This is a genomic window from Paraburkholderia sp. BL10I2N1, from assembly GCF_004361815.1.
Classification (GTDB): Bacteria; Pseudomonadota; Gammaproteobacteria; order Burkholderiales; family Burkholderiaceae; genus Paraburkholderia.
The window spans coordinates 2,076,885-2,093,201 of the sequence record NZ_SNWA01000002.1 but is presented as its reverse complement, the minus strand read 5'-3'; the positions used below and the strand labels follow the sequence as shown (position 1 = coordinate 2,093,201).

13 protein-coding genes are annotated in these 16,317 nt (G+C 61.8%); 6 read left to right on the top strand and 7 right to left on the bottom strand.

The genetic code is table 11. The features are described 5' to 3' along the window. Positions 1 to 3 precede the first annotated feature (3 nt). From B0G77_RS31570 to B0G77_RS31560, 3 genes are all read left to right on the top strand, one after another. Positions 4 to 228, top strand: coding sequence for a hypothetical protein (locus B0G77_RS31570; RefSeq protein WP_133665798.1), 225 nt, complete (start codon positions 4 to 6; stop codon positions 226 to 228). A 441-nt stretch (positions 229 to 669) separates the two neighbouring features. After that, the gene (locus B0G77_RS31565) at positions 670 to 1,485 is read left to right on the top strand and encodes a creatininase family protein (protein ID WP_133665797.1); all 816 of its coding nucleotides are present in this window, start codon (positions 670 to 672) and stop codon (positions 1,483 to 1,485) included. A gap of 93 nt (positions 1,486 to 1,578) precedes the next feature. After that, positions 1,579 to 2,718 (top strand): YncE family protein, encoded by a 1,140-nt coding sequence (locus tag B0G77_RS31560; protein WP_133665796.1) that lies wholly within the window; start codon positions 1,579 to 1,581, stop codon positions 2,716 to 2,718. Between the two features lie 57 nt (positions 2,719 to 2,775). On the opposite strand, the gene B0G77_RS31555 is transcribed toward B0G77_RS31560, so the two are convergent. Together B0G77_RS31555 and B0G77_RS31550 are read right to left on the bottom strand one after the other, a co-directional pair. Then, positions 2,776 to 4,284, bottom strand: a complete 1,509-nt coding sequence (locus tag B0G77_RS31555; protein ID WP_133665795.1) for a carbohydrate porin — start codon at positions 4,282 to 4,284, stop codon at positions 2,776 to 2,778. Between the two features lie 92 nt (positions 4,285 to 4,376). Next, positions 4,377 to 4,733 (bottom strand): hypothetical protein, encoded by a 357-nt coding sequence (locus tag B0G77_RS31550; RefSeq protein WP_133665794.1) that lies wholly within the window; start codon positions 4,731 to 4,733, stop codon positions 4,377 to 4,379. Between the two features lie 1,072 nt (positions 4,734 to 5,805). Here B0G77_RS31550 and B0G77_RS43545 point away from each other — a divergent pair. Next, entirely contained in the window at positions 5,806 to 5,946 is a 141-nt protein-coding gene (locus B0G77_RS43545; RefSeq protein WP_166656311.1) for a hypothetical protein, read from the top strand. A gap of 145 nt (positions 5,947 to 6,091) precedes the next feature. After that, positions 6,092 to 7,741 carry an Nramp family divalent metal transporter gene (locus B0G77_RS31545; protein ID WP_133665793.1) on the top strand — a complete coding sequence of 550 codons (1,650 nt, stop codon included), beginning with the start codon at positions 6,092 to 6,094 and terminating at the stop codon, positions 7,739 to 7,741. A gap of 784 nt (positions 7,742 to 8,525) precedes the next feature. Here the strand turns inward: B0G77_RS31545 and B0G77_RS31540 are convergent. The 5 genes from B0G77_RS31540 to B0G77_RS31520 form a co-directional block, all read right to left on the bottom strand. Further along, positions 8,526 to 9,995, bottom strand: coding sequence for an FAD-binding oxidoreductase (locus B0G77_RS31540; protein WP_243751286.1), 1,470 nt, complete (start codon positions 9,993 to 9,995; stop codon positions 8,526 to 8,528). 127 nt (positions 9,996 to 10,122) lie between these two features. Beyond that, positions 10,123 to 10,962, bottom strand: a complete 840-nt coding sequence (locus tag B0G77_RS31535) for an ABC transporter permease (RefSeq protein WP_133665792.1) — start codon at positions 10,960 to 10,962, stop codon at positions 10,123 to 10,125. Positions 10,963 to 10,980: 18 nt separating this feature from the next. Next, positions 10,981 to 12,252 (bottom strand): ABC transporter permease, encoded by a 1,272-nt coding sequence (locus B0G77_RS31530; RefSeq protein WP_133665791.1) that lies wholly within the window; start codon positions 12,250 to 12,252, stop codon positions 10,981 to 10,983. A gap of 152 nt (positions 12,253 to 12,404) precedes the next feature. Beyond that, positions 12,405 to 13,454, bottom strand: coding sequence for an ABC transporter substrate-binding protein (locus B0G77_RS31525; protein WP_133665790.1), 1,050 nt, complete (start codon positions 13,452 to 13,454; stop codon positions 12,405 to 12,407). 63 nt (positions 13,455 to 13,517) lie between these two features. After that, positions 13,518 to 14,609, bottom strand: coding sequence for an ABC transporter ATP-binding protein (locus tag B0G77_RS31520; RefSeq protein ID WP_133665789.1), 1,092 nt, complete (start codon positions 14,607 to 14,609; stop codon positions 13,518 to 13,520). 128 nt (positions 14,610 to 14,737) lie between these two features. On the opposite strand from B0G77_RS31520, the gene B0G77_RS31515 reads away from it, so the two are divergent. Continuing rightward, positions 14,738 to 16,303, top strand: coding sequence for a PLP-dependent aminotransferase family protein (locus B0G77_RS31515; RefSeq protein WP_133665788.1), 1,566 nt, complete (start codon positions 14,738 to 14,740; stop codon positions 16,301 to 16,303). Positions 16,304 to 16,317 lie beyond the last annotated feature (14 nt).

The following is a 16,317-nucleotide window of genomic DNA, read 5'->3' as shown; positions in this document are numbered from 1 at the left end:
TTGATGGACGCCAGCTATGAAACAACCCGAGAAATTGAAATTGAACTGAATGGCTCGCGCTATCGCGGGCGGTATCGGGTGATGAGTGGCACGGTCATCGTCTACTACGAGAGCGAAATCAAGTTTGCGCAGTACGGCATGGACCGGCCGGAATTGGTCGCAAGGTGGTTGTTGACCGATTTGTCACGCCGCGACGAAATCAAGAAGAAAAAATCCGGCCGCGGATAACCCACACTGTGGTCAGCGCGGGGCACTACAGCGAACGGTCACCCTTCGTTGGGCAGCATTTTGTTCGTAGGCCTACCACTGCGAGCGCAACGGAGCGGCGCGGCGAACGGCACAAGTCGCAGCAGACGCCCGCCAAACATCATCTTCCGTTCCTGCGTGCGCAGGGGATATTCGGGCTGCCTTCAGCATTCTGGACTTCTGAGACTGGTTCTCTAAACCCATTCTCGATATGATTCCCGGGTCTGCCCGCGCGTTACCGTTACGAGGCTATCGCCGATTCCATGTTGGGGCGCGCCACGGCCGCGCTTTCGAATACCGGAGCATTGAAATTCGGGGCAGGACTACCGATCTCGGCGTGTGCCCGACGTTATATCGCCGTGGTCCGGCGTCCTCCCCCTTTATCGGCATCGCCATGCAAAGTAGCTCCTACGAGGACTCTTCATGCGTTTTCCACTACGTCGAACTTTCGCGTCTGCTATTTTGTTCATCGCCACGCAGACAGTTTTTGCTCAAACTCCGAAAACCGTCTTCATCGAGAGCCTGACCTGGACCGAGCTGCGTGACCAGGTTCAGGCGGGCAAGACCACCATCATCATCCCCATCGGCGGAACCGAGCAAAGCGGTCCCGACGTCGCGCTGGGTAAGCACAACGCGCGGGTGGCCGTGTTGTCACAGAGAATCGCGGAGGGACTGGGCAACGCGCTCGTCGCACCGGTCATCGCCTATGTGCCTGAGGGAAGCTACGCACCGCCGACATCCCACATGCGCTTCCCCGGGACCATCACCATACCGGACGATGTGTTTGAAAGAACGCTGGCGTCCGCCGCCAACAGCTTTGCGGTGCATGGGTTCAGGAACATCGTCTTTCTGGGCGATCACGGCGGCTATCAGAACGACATCAAGCGGGTCGTTGCCCAGCTCAACAAAGCCTGGTCTGGGTCGACAACACGGGCCTTCGTACCGCCGGAATACTATGGCACCAGTTCGGATGGTTACGCACAAATCCTGCGCCAGCACGGCTTGCGCGATGACGAGATCGGCACGCACGCTGGACTCGCGGATACCTCATTGCTACTTGCAGTCGAGCCGCAAATGGTTCGGCTGGATCGACTGCGAAGCGGTCCGAAACTCGGACCGGCCGACGGTGTCTATGGCGGCGATCCGCGACGCTCGACAGCCGAACTCGGCCAGCTGGGTATCGATGCGATTGTGTCGCGGACGATCGATGCCATCAGGAAGGACACGGCGGGTCGCTAACAGGACGTCAGCATTTGACCCATCCTCCAATCAATACGCCGCCCAATGACGGAATTCACCGTGCCTCCATGTTTTCGTAAATTGTCGCTGCTCATGTTGTCCGTTTGTTTGGCAACAGCTGGCTTGTGTGCCACCGGTATCTCGTCCGCTGCGCCGGCTATTGCGACCGTACCTGGTATGCCGCCCGTTCCGGACGCTCGCAATTTGTACAGCGAAGCGGGCGCCGGTCACCTCAGTTCAGCGGTAGCGGGCGCGCTGGCGCGGGTTTATGTGCCCAATCTGCGCTCCAACGACGTCTATGTGATCGATCCGGCCACGCTCAAGGTCGTCGGCAGGTTTCACGTCGGTTACAGCCCGCAACACGTCGTCCCTTCATGGGATCTGCAGACGCTGTGGGTGGCCAACAACGCCGAGGGTCGACCGGACGGCAGCCTGACTCCGATCGATCCGAAGACGGGCAAGCCTGGCAAGGAGGTGATGGTCGACGATCCCTACAACATGTACTTCACGCCGGACGGCAAGGAAGCCATCGTGGTGGCAGAGGCGCACGCGCGACTGGACTTTCGCGATCCGCATACGATGACGCTGCAATCGAGCCTTCCCGTCCCGGAGTGCAAGGGCATCAATCACGCCGATTTCTCGATCGACGGCAAGTACGCGCTTTTCACCTGTGAATTCGGTGGGAAGCTGGCCAAGATCGATCTCGTCGAGCGCAACGTCGTGGGCTACCTTCAACTCGACAGGAAGGGTATGCCGCAGGACATTCGTGTCTCACCGGACGGCAAGGTGTTCTATGTGGCCGACATGATGGCCAATGGTGTTTTCATGGTCGACGGCGACAGCTTCACGAAGCTAGGGTTTATCCCGACCGGCATCGGAACACACGGACTGTATCCAGCTCGGGATGGAACAAAACTGTACATCTCGAATCGAGGCTCCAATCTCATTCACGGACCACGCCACGGCAAAGGGAGTGTGTCGGTGCTCGACTTCGCGACGCGCAAGGTCCTGACGACCTGGCCCATTCCGGGAGGCGGCAGTCCTGACATGGGCAACGTCAGCGCAGACGGCAAGACGTTGTGGCTGTCCGGCCGTTTTGACGATGTCGTCTACGCGATCGATACTTCAACCGGCTCCGTCAAATCCATTCCGGTTGGCATGGAACCCCACGGCCTCACCGTCTGGCCGCAACCGGGCCGCTACTCGCTGGGCCACACCGGGAATATGCGTTGACCTGTGACAGGCAACCGGGCTGCGCCCATGATCGAACAATGCCGCGCGATCCAGTCGTTAGAACACGATATTGGTGCGCACCCCCACCACCGCTTCATTGCCGACCCGTTGCGAAGGATTCTCCGGGTTGGGGATCCCGCCCGCCGGTCGGAAAAAGTACTGGAAATCGGCCTGCAACTGCCACCACGGCGTGACCTGATACTGGTAGGTCGCCTCGACGACGGTTTCAGCACTGCGCGACGGATACCCCGGTGTCGTGAACGAGGCCGTGTCGCTGGCGAGATCCTGGGCATGCGAGCCGATCTTCGCGTAGCCGACTGCCACGCCGACCACATCGTTGTCGCGCCCCTTGAATGGCGCCTTGAGCGTCACACCGGCATTGACGCCCAGGTCGACCAGGCTGCGGTCGCCCGGCGCGCCCATGATTCTGGCAAACACGCCCACCGACTGCGGGCTGTCCGCGTTCGGTCGCCAGACCATCTGGTCGGCAACCGCGTAGAAGCTGTAGTTGCCCTTGTGAGTCTGCGGGATGCCCGTGCTCGCGGGATTGGCGAGCGACAGGCCGGTGTTGTCGACCCGCTGATCGTCGAAGCGCTCGGTGTTGTGCCAGAAGCCCAGCTTGTACGTGCCCGGCAGGCCCGCCGGTTGCGGATCGGACGCGTTGGGCGGCGGCTGGTTGATCGCGTACTGCACTTCGCCGATGAAGAGCGCGCCGTTACCCAGGTTGAAGTTGGTGCCGTGGCTATTCAGTTGCTGTGGATCGCCCACACCGTTGCCCGCCGGATTGCCGTCGAAGACGCCGGCCAACACCGTCCATGCATCAGCCGGTTTGGCGCGCACGCGCACACCCAGCGATGAAAGCGGATAGGCCGGCCCGCCCGCCGGCATGTTGACCGACGGCAGCACCGGCCAGCCGAACGTCGCGTTCATGAACGGGGTGGCGTACTGGCTTATCATGAACTCCTGGTCGAGGCTCTGCTGACCGACCTTTACATCCACTTTCCCGCCGACAAGCGACTGCTGATACCAGAGTTCCCACAGCCGCGTCGTGCTGTCGGCTTCGATACCGCTCGCGCTCTGCAAGGTGAGCAGGTTCCGCTGGGTCAGATTGGTGCCGTGAATCTGCAGACCCGAGAAGCTGAACGTGCCGCCCGGCAGGCCGACCGCCTTGTCCGTATCGACGACGATGCCGAACTGGGTCAGCCCGTCGTATGCGCCGCCCCGCCTGACGCCGCCCGACAGATTGTTCAGATATTCGCTGGTTTCCTGCAGGTTGAAGGTCACGCCGTAGTTGCCGAGCCACGTGCGCAACCCGCCCATCTCGCCGAACAGGTTGGGACGGTCCCAGAAGCCCGTGGGTACCGGCGGCGTCTGGTCGGCTGTCACGGCCGGGCTTTCCGCTCCGGCCGCAGGCGATGACGGCGCCTCAGCCTGCGGAGGCGTCGAAGCGGGGGCCACCTCATTGGCAGTCTGCGCGAAGGCGGTCGGTGCAAACCCGAGTGACAGCAGGAAGGTCAGGCTAACCGGCGAAGCGAAGCGCAGGCGTTGTGTTTTGAGTTGTTTCATGACAGGTCAAGGATTGGTTATCCGGGCAAACAACGGGTTTGTTCAGCCATATGACACGCGCAGTGTGGCGGGACCGTGAACGCGCGCTGCGTTCAGGAAAACCACCAGCTCAGCCGTAACGCGCTGCACAGTTCTCTAGAGACGGGCGCCGTGGACAACATCGCGACCAGCGCGATGGCGGCAACCGTCAGCGCGAGGATCGCGTAGCCGGTTGGCGTCAAAGGATTGCCGGCATAAGCGAGCCGGAGCGCTGCGCGCGCGACCCTCTCCCCGGTGCGGCACAGCGGCTTGAGGGTGCGGGCGCGAACGCTGCCCGCATTCCGGCGTTCGCCGGTATCGCGAGCAATCGTCCGATCGAAGGAAGGCGCGACGAGACAATGCGCACGTGCCGCAATCCACAGGGCAACGCACTGCGCACGCGGCAGGCGCGCCGCTCCGCCGAAAGACATGACAAATCGTTTCACGAGCATAAGCCCACTCCCGTCCAGCCCGGCAAAGCCGGGCGACGTGTGAAGACGTGACTGCGCCTCGCAAGCGGACTTGCGACAGGCGGTCGAACCAAGGAAGCGTGCTGCTGACAGACCGGCACAAAGCCAGTCAGTGATGAAGCGCGCTAACCCGACTGAAGCGAGCTAGCGGCGAAGGAAGGTTCCTGCGGTCGCTATCCCGCGATGACGTTGCCGGCACGGGCCGGCATCGGACTTCCACTACTGGAACATGCGTCCACGAGGGACTCCTTTTGATGAGACGGGCGGATTGTATTCGGCGCGCGTGCAGAACCGCAAGTAAAAAACGCATAAAAGGCATCGCACGCGGAATCTTGCCAAAACGTCAGATGATGAACACGTTCGCTTCGCATTCGCAGCATCGACCACGTACGTTCATATGGCCTCCTTTCCTGTCACTTTGAAAGAATACGGCGCCATACCGACCGGCCATCGGTGCCGGCGAGACCGGCTTCGCAATATCTTTGCTCTGCTTAAGAATCATGTTGACTTCAGATTCACCAGACCCCTAAAATTTAACAGTCTTCACAAATGAGGCTGATGCCTTGGACACCTGCAGTAGTCGACCTTCGAAAGATTTCGCTGCCTGACCGGCAGGACGTCCGCGCTTTCCCTTCAAAGCCGCCGTCTTGCCAGCAGGCAGACGGTGCGCGCCGTAGTATCCCTCCTCGTGCACCTTAAATAGCGTCATATGGCCGCGGCGATTGCGCGCGTCCGTATGGCATCACGTCGCGAGCCTCGGTTCGCGGCAGCGTTTGTGCGTGACTCGCTGATTCATCGCTGATTCATCGGGCCACGCACGAACGTGGATAAACACGCGTGTAGCAGACACGCGTATCAGACGCCGACAAGGAGCCGCCATGCCAGACAGTGACAGTTACCCTATATGCCGCTCACCTTTACTTTTGCCTGAGGAAAGCGAGTAGACGTCCGTCGCCGCGCACGTAACGCGCCCGACCTCCGTGTCTGCTGGCTTTCCGCGAACCGCGTTAAGCACAACGCACGGAGAAATATCATGACCTTTGGCCTCCTCCTGTCGCAGTTCCCGCATGTCCGGGAATCGCGCGACCACTACGACGCCATGCTTGCGCTGCACACCGGCGAACCGCATAGGCTCGCTGCATTCTGGCTGCGCCTCAAAGCGCTCATTTCGTAATTTCCTGCGCGCTTTTCCGCCATACGCAAGCGATACCATCGCCGGGCGACTCCGTCCCATGGTTCACGCCCGGCGAACCACTCCTTTACGTATGCCGGAGCGACGCGTTCTTCCTTCAATAACCAGACCACGCGAAGAAAACAACATGTCCTCCACTCCTACCCAGATCACAGCCGTGCGCAGCGCCGTGCTCGATGAAGCCCACCTCGGCGACATCAAGGGGGCGCTCGGCACCATCGCCCACCACGACACCGCCCCGCGCACCAGTTGGTGGGCGCGCTTTCGAACGCTGCTGGCCATTCTCGGACCCGGGCTCATCGTCATGGTCGGCGATAACGATGCCGGCGCCTTCGGCACCTACACCCAGGCGGGGCAAAACTATGGCACCACCCTGCTCTGGACCATGCTGCTGCTGGTCCCCGTGCTGTTCGTGAACCAGGAAATGGTGCTGCGGCTCGGCGCCGTGACCGGCGTCGGCCACGCGCGCCTCATCTTCGAACGCTTCGGCAAGTTCTGGGGGGCGTTCAGCGTCGTCGACCTGTTCATTCTCAACGCGCTGACCATTGTCACCGAGTTCATCGGGATTACATTCGTCCTTGACTTCTTCGGCCTCTCGAAGATCGCCGGCGTGTGCATTGCCGCCGCGCTCACGATGGCCGCCGTCAGCACCGGCAACTTCCGCCGTTTCGAACGCTTCGCCGTGGCGTTGTGCGTGCTGAGTCTGCTGCTGGTGCCGGTGCTGGTGTCGATTCATCCGCCGGTCAGCCAGCTGGCGCGCGACTTCTTCATTCCGAACTGGCCCGCCCACTCCAGGCTCTCTGACGTGATGCTTCTCGTGATCGGCATCGTCGGGACCACAGTCGCGCCGTGGCAGCTGTTCTTCCAGCAGAGCTACGTGGTGGACAAGCGCATCACGCCGCGATTCATGAAATACGAGAAGGCCGATCTGTGGATTGGCATCGTGTTCGTGCTGATCGGTGCAGTAGCGATGATCTCCTTCTGTGCGGCGCTGTTCGACGGAAGGCCCGAGTTCGGTAATTTCACCGACGCGGGAGGCGTGATCGCTGGACTGGAGAAATATGCGGGGCGCACGTCGGCTGTGCTCTTTGCCGTGGCCCTGTTTGACGCCTGCATCATCGGCGCTGCAGCGGTGTCGCTGTCGACCGCCTACGCCATCGGCGATGTGTTCAGGATTCGCCACTCGCTGCATCGCGGCGTGTCGGACGCGAAGGGCTTCTATCTGGTGTACTTCGTCATCGTCGCCGCGGCGGCAGCGCTGGTGCTGATTCCGGGCAGCCCGCTCGGCCTGTTGACCATGGCGGTGCAGACGCTTGCGGGCGTGCTGCTGCCGAGCGCCACGGTGTTCCTGCTGCTGCTCTGCAATGACAAGGCCGTGCTGGGCCCGTGGGTCAACTCGAAGAAGCTCAACCTGTTCACGGGCGCCGTCATCTGGGTGCTGGTCATGCTGTCCATCATCCTGACCGCGTCGGTGATGTATCCGGACATCTCGGGCGAAACGATTCTCGAAGTGCTGGCGGGCGGGACGCTGCTGGCCGTCATTGGCTATGCCGCAACGGTCGGGATTCGCAGGCTGCACAATGACCCGGCGGACGGAAACGTGCAGTCGTATGCGAAGGACGCGCGCGCGACATGGCGCATGCCTCCGCTAGACGAACTGCCCCCTCCGAACCTGACGCTGGCCAAGCGTGTCTGGATGGGCGTGCTGCGCGGCTATCTGGTGCTGGCAGTCGGCCTTGTTATCGTGAAGGTCGTGCAGATGACATTCCTGAAATAAAACAGACTGCGGCGCCGTCCGTCGTTTCGGTCCATTCGCTTATGCTCAATGCGCACCTGCCGGCAACCAGGCCGGCGGGCCGCAAGGCGCAAAAGGTCGATATCGTAAGCCGGATCCAAACGCTCTCCGCCCGCCAAAGCCTTTGCAAATGGGAGGCGTTTCGTTATCGCGACACAACCCGTAAAAAGAAGCGAGGCCGACCATCCTGGCCGCCTTCGGGGGTGGCAGACACATCAATAGACGCTTGAAAATCAGAAGTTGCTACCGACGTGGCATCCACCGAATGCGGCACCGTTGGTCGCAGCACCGCCACAACCGAACAGACCGCAGCCGGCGAGAAGAAACACTGCTGCGGCAAGCAGACTGACTAACCGGAAAGGAAATCGCATCGCAACAGATTCAAAAAGTCATGCTGACAAAACCCGTTAAAAACGAGCACAAGGTTCAAGCAGAAGGGTCAATATAGCCTTCAGCGGCCACTTTATCAGGTCAGTTGCAGTGGGGCCCGCCGTGCAGTCCGGATTCGCTCTCAAAAAAGCGGCCTCAAGCCATCCGAGCCGATCACGTTGATCAGTAGCACGCCTATCCAATACCTGCGGCGCACACACTTTACCAGTCCGACCGATCACAATCTCAAGCTTTGCGAAACCGAAATCCTGTGTTCAGTGCAATCGCATGAAGGAGATAGAGAAATCAATAACTTACCAGGAATACGAATGACATGGGACGAGCATTGGCACAAGCAGGGAGGACCGGCCGTCAGTTGACCGCAGTTGCCACGGCCTTACGCTTTATCTTCAAGCCCGGAGGGCGCGAGCCTGGCGAGCGCGATGTCGATTCGTCTGGCCTTGCCGTCCACCGCTTCGCGACGCTCTTTTCGCAGGACGGCACGACGAACCAGCGAACCTCCGAGATACTTGATGGGCTCCGGTGGAAACTGTTTCGGCTTGCGCTCAACGAGCGAGCAATGACTCCACTCGTCTGACCGTCGCAAAGCCAGACTGGCCAGTATCTTGCCCCCTATCCGGCTCGGCCCTACACCATTGCCACTCCAGCCAATGCCGTAGTGGACGTGCTCCGTGCCAGGCAGAGTCCCGAACACCGGCAGGCTGTCGTACGTACGATCGATGGGACCGGACCACGCGTGCGAAATCGGGACGTCAGCGAGCATCGGATATGTGCGCCGGAAATCCTGCAGTGCAAGCGAACAGCTCGCTTCGTGGTAACTGAACGTGCTGCCGATAGCCGAGCCGAAGGCGAGCGCACCCGTCCCCTTTCCGAATGCAATCCGGCCGTCACGTGTTGTCCGGTAGTAATTGACCATCAACTGGGAATCGGTAATCGCTTCGCCGCCCGTCCAGCCGATTGATCTGAGGCGATCAGGAACCGGCTCGGTGACAACGATGGAACTGTTGACCGGCACGATCAACCGCGAAAGTTCCGGGATGGATGCCGCCCAGGCGTTCGTGGCCAGCACAACTGTCTCTGCACGGATTTCGCCGTTTGCGGTACGGATCACTGAAGGGCAATCGTGGGTAAATTCACGAACCTGGCTGTTTTCGTATATCAGGACTCCACGCTCCAGCGCGACCCTGCGCATGCCTCGAATTAATGCGGCCGGTTGCACAGTGGCATTAGTTCGCTCCAGGACTCCCGAGCGGTGCACGCCCGATCCCGTCCTGAGGGCAACTTCATCACTCGAAACTGCCTCGAAGGGCTTTTCGCCCACTCGCTCGCAGGCGGCTATCGTCGCACGCCACGATTCCAGTTGGGCCTCCGAAGTCGCGGTCCACAACCAGCCAGCGCGCCGGAAATGCGCGTCTATGCCGTACCTGCCGCAGAACGCCTCTATCTCACCGATCGCCTGCTCCGATGCGCGCGCCAGAAAAAGGGCCTCCTGCGTCTCCGAGAAAGTCAGCAGCGAAGCGATCTTTGGCCACCAGGACATCACAAAGCCGCCGTTACGACCAGAGGCGCCGCCGCCACAAACATCCTGTTCGATCACGACGACTTTCGTGTCTGGACTGATGTCCTTTATCGTCAGCGCGGTCCATAGACCCACATACCCGCCGCCGATGATCGCGACGTCAGCGACCGCGTGACCCTGCAACGTCGCGCATGCCTGCAATGGCGACTCTGCTTCCAGCATCCAGAAACTTCTCTTGAGCGGCGATGCCGCGCCCCCGGCAGAAAGGGAACTGAACACCCGCGATGCCCGGGACGGGCCGACAACTGACTTGTCTGATGTGTTCAAACGACTCTCCGCCAGTATCGCCTGATGCTTGAGCGAGGCCTTGTTCGTGTGCAAACCAGGTCGCGTGATGCACCGCAAGGCGGGCCTTCTTCCAGGCAAACGCGCTCGCCCCAAAGACGGACTTCAGTCAGGCAGCCACCGCGCGCGCCGCATTCCTGCCGCGCAGCCATTCAAGTGCGAGTAGCAGAGACGTCGAGAAGATAATCAGGATCGTCGCAAGCGCGGCGATCGTCGGGCTGATGTTCTCGCGGATACCCGTGAACATCTGACGCGGCAACGTCGTCTGATTCGCACCGGCAAGGAACAGCGTGACCACCACCTCGTCGAAGGAGGTGGCGAACGCAAACAGCGCCCCCGAAATCACCCCTGGCGCGATCACCGGCAAGGTGATGCGGAAGAACGTCTTCACCGGATTCGCCCCGAGCGAGAGGCTCGCGCGCACCAGGTTGTAGTTGAACCCCTGCAGCGTCGCCGCCACCGTCGTCACGACGAACGGCACGCCCAGCGACGCATGAGCCAGAATCAGCCCGATGTAGGTATTCGCCAACCCGATCGGCGCAAAGAACAGATACATGCCGACACCCACCACCACCACCGGCACGATCATCGGCGAGATCAGGATTGCCATCAGCAGCGCCTTGCCGCGAAAATTCGCTTTCGTCAGCCCGATGGCTGCAAGCGTGCCGAGGATCGTCGCCACGACCGTCGCCGAAGGCGCCACGATAAAGCTGTTCTTTGCCGCCATGCGCCACTCGTCTGAGGCGATCAGGTTCTGATACCAGCGCATCGACCAGCCCGGTATCGGATACACCAGAAACGTGCTCGACGAGAACGACAGCGGCACGATCGCCAGCACCGGCAGGATCAGATACAACAGCGTCAGCACGGCCAGCCCGCGCAGCGCGAAATACCACACGCGCTCAACCAGCGACGTGTGCGGCGCAAACAACGGTTTCGAGAGTTTCATCGCAGTCTCCGGGCGCGCTCAGCCGAGGCTCAGTGACGAACGCGTGAAGCGTCCATAGATCGCATACAGCACGAGTGTCGCGGCAAGCAGCAGCCCGCCGAGCGCGCACGCCATGCCCCAGTTGATCGTCACGTTGGTGAAGTACGCGACGTAGTAGCTGACCATCTGGTCGTTCGGTCCGCCCAGCAGCGCGGGCGTGATGTAATAGCCAATCGCCAGGATGAACACCAGCAGCGCGCCGGCGCCGATGCCGGGATACGTCTGCGGCACATACACGCGCCAGAACGCAGCGAACGGATGGCTGCCAAGCGAAATGGCAGCCCGCTGGTAAGTCGGCGGAATCGACTTCATCACGCTGTAGAGCGGCAAGATCATGAACGGCAGCAGGATGTGCGTCATCGAGATATACACGCCGACGCGGTTGAACAGCAGCGCAAGCGGTGCCTGGATCAGACCGCTGCCGATCAGCGCCTTGTTGACGAGACCCTCGCTTTGCAGAATCACGATCCACGCGGCAACACGCACCAGGATCGATGTCCAGAATGGAATCAGCACCAGAATCATCACGAGGTTGGCGCGCCGTTCGGAAAGCGTCGAGATCCAGTAGGCGAGCGGATATCCGAGCAGCAGCGCGCACAGCGTCACCACGACGCCGATCACAAACGTGCGGCTGAAGACGGCGAGATAGATCTGTTGTTCGGGATTGGTCGGCACGATATTGCCGAACGCATCCTGTTTGTGATCGAGAGCAGCGAGCAGGTAGAACGGCGAATAGCGGCTGCCGTTCTTCGCAATGGCCTGCCAGTAGGTGACATCGTTCCAGCGCTCATCGATTTCAATCAGCTTTGCGCGGATCTGGGCCGGCGCAAGCGTGTGGCCCGCGTCGTCGTTGAGCGGCATCGCGCGCGCGGTCTTCGCGACCATCGAGCGATAGCCGGGAATTTCCGTGTTCAGGCGTCGCGCAAGCGCGCCCATCGATTCGCCGTCCGCGACGGCCGTCAGATCGGTGGCGAGCGCGGCGAACGCGGCGTCTGACGGCGGCGACCTGCGATCCCAGTCGCGCAGCACCGTCACCGTATGCGGCAACGCAGTCGCGATCTCGGGATTTTGCACCGCGCGCGTCAACAGCGCACCAATCGGTACAACGAAAATCAGCAGCAGAAAAATCGCCAGCGGCGCGATCAGCAGGAGCGCCATCGCACGCTTTCTTGCTTCCGCGGCCTTTAGCTCGCGCTTCAGTTTGTTCGACGATTCGGGCGTGGAATCGGCGGCGATCGTCATCGTGGTCACAGCTGTCTCCTGCTTTGCATGCGTGGCATCGAATCGTGCAACACAGGTCTGCATGCGTGCGCGTTTCTGCTTCGACGCGGCGCTGCTTCGCGTGCGAAGCAGCGCCATCCGGGGTTACTACACACTACGGTCCAGCTGACGCTTCAATGCGCTTACTTCGCAGCCCACGACGAGAAGCGTTGCTCCAGTTCGTCGCCGTGGTCGGTCCAGAACGTCAGGTTCTGCAGCACGGCGTTCTTGCCGTTGGCCGGCGAGTTCGGCAGATTGGAGAGCGTCTTGGCGTCGAGCGCCTTGATGGCCGCGTCGTTCACCGGGCCGTAAGCGATGTGCTTCGCGTATTCCTGCTGCGGCTTCGACGACACCGTGTAAGCGATGTACTTCTCGGCGAGATCCTTGTTCGGCGTGCCCTTCGGAATCGCCCAGTAGTCGAGGTCGTAGATGCTGCCGTTCCACACCACCTTCAGGTTCTTGCCTTCCTTCTGCGCGGCGTCGATACGGCCGTTGTACGCCGTCGACATCACCACGTCACCCGCGACGAGGAACTGCGGCGGCTGCGCACCGGCTTCCCACCACTGGATATTCGGCTTCAGTTCGTCGAGTTTCTTGAACGCGCGGTCCTGGCCTTCCTTCGTGGCGAGCACCTTGTACACATCCTTCGGCGCGACGCCGTCGGCCATCAACGCGAATTCGAGGTTGTAGCGCGCGCCCTTGCGCATGCCGCGCTTGCCCGGGAATTTCTGCACGTTCCAGAAATCGGCCCAGCTTGCCGGACCGGTCTTCAGCTTGTCGGCGTTGTACGCCATCGCCGTCGACCACACGAAGATGCCGACGCCGCACGTTTGCGGCGCTTCAGGAATCAGATCCGATTTCTTCGCGATTTTTGACCAGTCGAGCTTTTCGTACAGGCCCTCGTCGCAGCCACGGCCGAGGTCGCCGGATTCAACTTCGACGACGTCCCAGTTCACATGCTTCGCTTCGACCATCGCCTTCACTTTGGCCTGCTCGCCGTTGTATTCGACGGCGGTCACCTTCGCGCCGGACTGCGCGGCGAACGGCTCGTTGAACGCCGCCTTCTGCGCGTCGCCATTCGCGCCGCCGAAGTTGACAACCGTCAGCTCGGCAGCCATGGCCTGCGCCGAACCGAGCGCCAGCGCAAGCGCACCGACGGCGATGGCACAGCGCGATTTCCCGATCTTCAACATGGTGTATTCCTCTCTCTTCTGGTGGTCTGTCAGGGTCGTTATCGTGCTTGGGTACTGCTGAACTCAGGCAAAAACGCGCAGATGCTCGGGCGCGAATTCGAGTGCGACCGGTGCTCCGGGCGCGAAGGTATCGAGTGCTTCGGTGCCGAGCGGCACCTTGACGAAGCACTCGTCCTGTTCGGACAACCCGCAGCGCATGCGCACGTGGTCGCCGAAATAGATGAGGCCGCGCGCCTCGCCGGCGAGCGCGTTTGAGCCGTGGCGGCTCGCGCCGCCCGCGAGCTTCATGCGCTCGGGCCGGATACACGCTACGGCCGGTGTGCCCGCCTGCGCGCCGCCGATGTTGCGGCCTTTCAGGCGCGTGCCGTCGGCCAGATGGAATTCGCAGAACTCGCCGTCCACATGGGCGATCGTGCCGCGCAGCTTGTTGCTGTCGCCGATGAAGTTCGCGACGAACTCGTTGCACGGCGATTCGTACAGGCTGTCGACGGTATCGAGCTGCTGCACGATGCCCTTGTCGAACACGGCGACGCGGTCCGACATCGTCAGCGCTTCGCCCTGGTCGTGCGTCACGTAGACGAAGGTCACGCCGAGTTTTTCGTGCAGCGATTTCAGTTCGTACTGCATGTGCTCGCGCAGCTGCTTGTCGAGCGCGCCGAGCGGCTCGTCCATCAGAACCAGCTTCGGTTCGAACACCAGCGCACGGGCGAGCGCAATACGCTGCTGCTGGCCGCCCGACAGCTGCGCCGGGTAGCGCTTCGCGAAGCTCTCCATGCGCACCATCCTGAGCGCGTTATCGACACGATGTGCCCGTTCGTCAGCCGACAGTTTGCGCACCGTCAATGGATACGCCACGTTCTGCTCGACTGTCAGGTGCGGGAACAGCGCGTAGTTCTGGAACACCATGCCGATGTTGCGCTTATGCGGCGGCACGGTATTGAGCAGGGTGCCGTCGAGCCAGATCTCGCCGCCCGTCGGAAATTCGAAGCCCGCCAGCATCATCAGGCAGGTGGTCTTGCCCGAGCCCGACGGCCCCAGCAACGTCAGGAATTCACCCTGATAAATGTCGAGATCGAGTTGCTTGACGACGAGCGTTTCACCGTCATACGTCTTGCGCACACCTCGAAAGCTGACGATCACATCGTTCGTTTTCATCGACTACGTCTCCTTCGTCATCCCGGCTGGCTCCCCTCGAAAGAGGAGTTTGCATCAATCGCGTGATCCACTATAGCCCGTTCCGGTTCTACAATATGGAACCATTTCATTATTCCGGATAGAACCACTTGGACACGGTCATATTGTCTGACTGGCTTGCCGCACGGCTCGACCGGGTGGCGGCCGAACCCGTCTACCGGCAGGTGCTGCGGCTGATGCAGCAGGCCATCCTGACCGGCCAGCTGCCGCCCGGCGTCAAGCTGCCAAGTTCGCGCACGCTCGCGGGCGACCTCGGCATCGCGCGCAACACGGTGCTGCACGTCTACGATCAGTTGACCGCCGAGGGCTACGTGATCTCGACGACCGGAAGCGGTACCTATGTCGCCGACACGCGCCCGGACAGCGCCGCGGTGGGCGGCCCCAAGACGGCCGCCGTCACAGTCGCGGCGCAGGTGCCCGCCAGCGTCGCCGACGCCACGGATCTTGCTGCACTGCCGCAGCCGCCAAGGCGTGAACGCCGCGGCCTGTCTTCGCGCGGCAGCCGGCTGATCGACAAGGCGGGCGTCTCGCTCAAACAGTGGGGGGCGTTCATGCCGGGCGTGCCGGACGTCGCCGAGTTTCCGGCGCGCACCTGGAGCCGCCTGCAGGCCCGCCTGTGGAAGGAAGCCAATCCCGATCTGCTGACATACGCGCCAGGCGGGGGCTACAGGCCGCTGCGGCGCGCGCTGTCGGACTATCTGCGGGTCGCGCGGTCGGTGAAGTGCGCGCCGGACCAGATCATCATCACAACGGGTATTCATCAATCGATCGATCTCGCGGTGCGGCTCCTGACCGATGCCGGCGACCGCGCGTGGGTCGAGGAGCCGTGCTATTGGGGCGCGCGCAGCGTGCTGCAATCGTCCGGGTTAACACTGGTACCAGTGCCGGTCGACGAAGAAGGGCTGAATCCGCGCGAACAGGATCTGCAGGATCCGCCGCGCCTCGCGCTCGTTACGCCATCGCATCAGTATCCGCTTGGAATGGTGATGAGTCTTCCGCGCCGGCGCACACTGCTCGAATACGCGAGACAGCACGGCGTCTGGATCATCGAGGACGACTACGACAGCGAGTTCCGTTACGGCAGCCGCCCGCTCGCGTCGCTCCAGGGGCTGGACGATGCGGGCCAGGTGATCTACGTCGGCAGTCTGGGGAAGATGCTGTTTCCGGGTTTGCGGATCGGCTACATGATTGCGCCGGAGCATATGGTCGATACGTTCCGGACGGGCGTCGCGGAACTGTATCGCGAAGGGCAGTTGATGCAGCAGGCCGTGCTCACCGAATTCATCATGGACGGCCACCTGACGTCGCACGTGCGGCGCATGCGTGCGTTGTACGGAGAACGCCGGCAGATCCTGATCGACGCAATCACCGCGCAATTCGGCGACGCGTTGCCCGTCATGGGCGACGAAGCCGGTCTGCACCTCGTGCTTGGCCTGCCCGACCACGCGAACGACCGCGAAGTGGTGGCGGCCGCCTACGACGCAGGTGTGATTGTGCGGCCGCTCACCTCGTACTACAGCGGCGAAGGACCCATGCGGCGGGGGCTGCTGCTCGGCTATGCGTGCGTGCCGAATGAGAAGATCGGGCCGGCCTTCGCGACGCTCGCCCGCATCATCGAACAGACGGCGCTGCGCGCGCCGACGCGCGCCGCCTGATCTGCGCGCCGCCG

Bases quoted from the DNA above. Each gene is read 5' to 3' on its own strand.
- B0G77_RS31520 (WP_133665789.1), bottom strand. From the start codon at position 14,609: ATGAAAACGAACGATGTGATCGTCAGCTTTCGAGGTGTGCGCAAGACG.
- B0G77_RS31570 (WP_133665798.1), top strand. From the start codon at position 4: ATGGACGCCAGCTATGAAACAACCCGAGAAATTGAAATTGAACTGAAT.
- B0G77_RS31565 (WP_133665797.1), top strand. From the start codon at position 670: ATGCGTTTTCCACTACGTCGAACTTTCGCGTCTGCTATTTTGTTCATC.
- B0G77_RS31535 (WP_133665792.1), bottom strand. From the start codon at position 10,962: ATGAAACTCTCGAAACCGTTGTTTGCGCCGCACACGTCGCTGGTTGAG.
- B0G77_RS31550 (WP_133665794.1), bottom strand. From the start codon at position 4,733: ATGTCTTTCGGCGGAGCGGCGCGCCTGCCGCGTGCGCAGTGCGTTGCC.
- B0G77_RS43545 (WP_166656311.1), top strand. From the start codon at position 5,806: ATGACCTTTGGCCTCCTCCTGTCGCAGTTCCCGCATGTCCGGGAATCG.
- B0G77_RS31555 (WP_133665795.1), bottom strand. From the start codon at position 4,284: ATGAAACAACTCAAAACACAACGCCTGCGCTTCGCTTCGCCGGTTAGC.
- B0G77_RS31525 (WP_133665790.1), bottom strand. From the start codon at position 13,454: ATGTTGAAGATCGGGAAATCGCGCTGTGCCATCGCCGTCGGTGCGCTT.
- B0G77_RS31560 (WP_133665796.1), top strand. From the start codon at position 1,579: ATGTTGTCCGTTTGTTTGGCAACAGCTGGCTTGTGTGCCACCGGTATC.
- B0G77_RS31545 (WP_133665793.1), top strand. From the start codon at position 6,092: ATGTCCTCCACTCCTACCCAGATCACAGCCGTGCGCAGCGCCGTGCTC.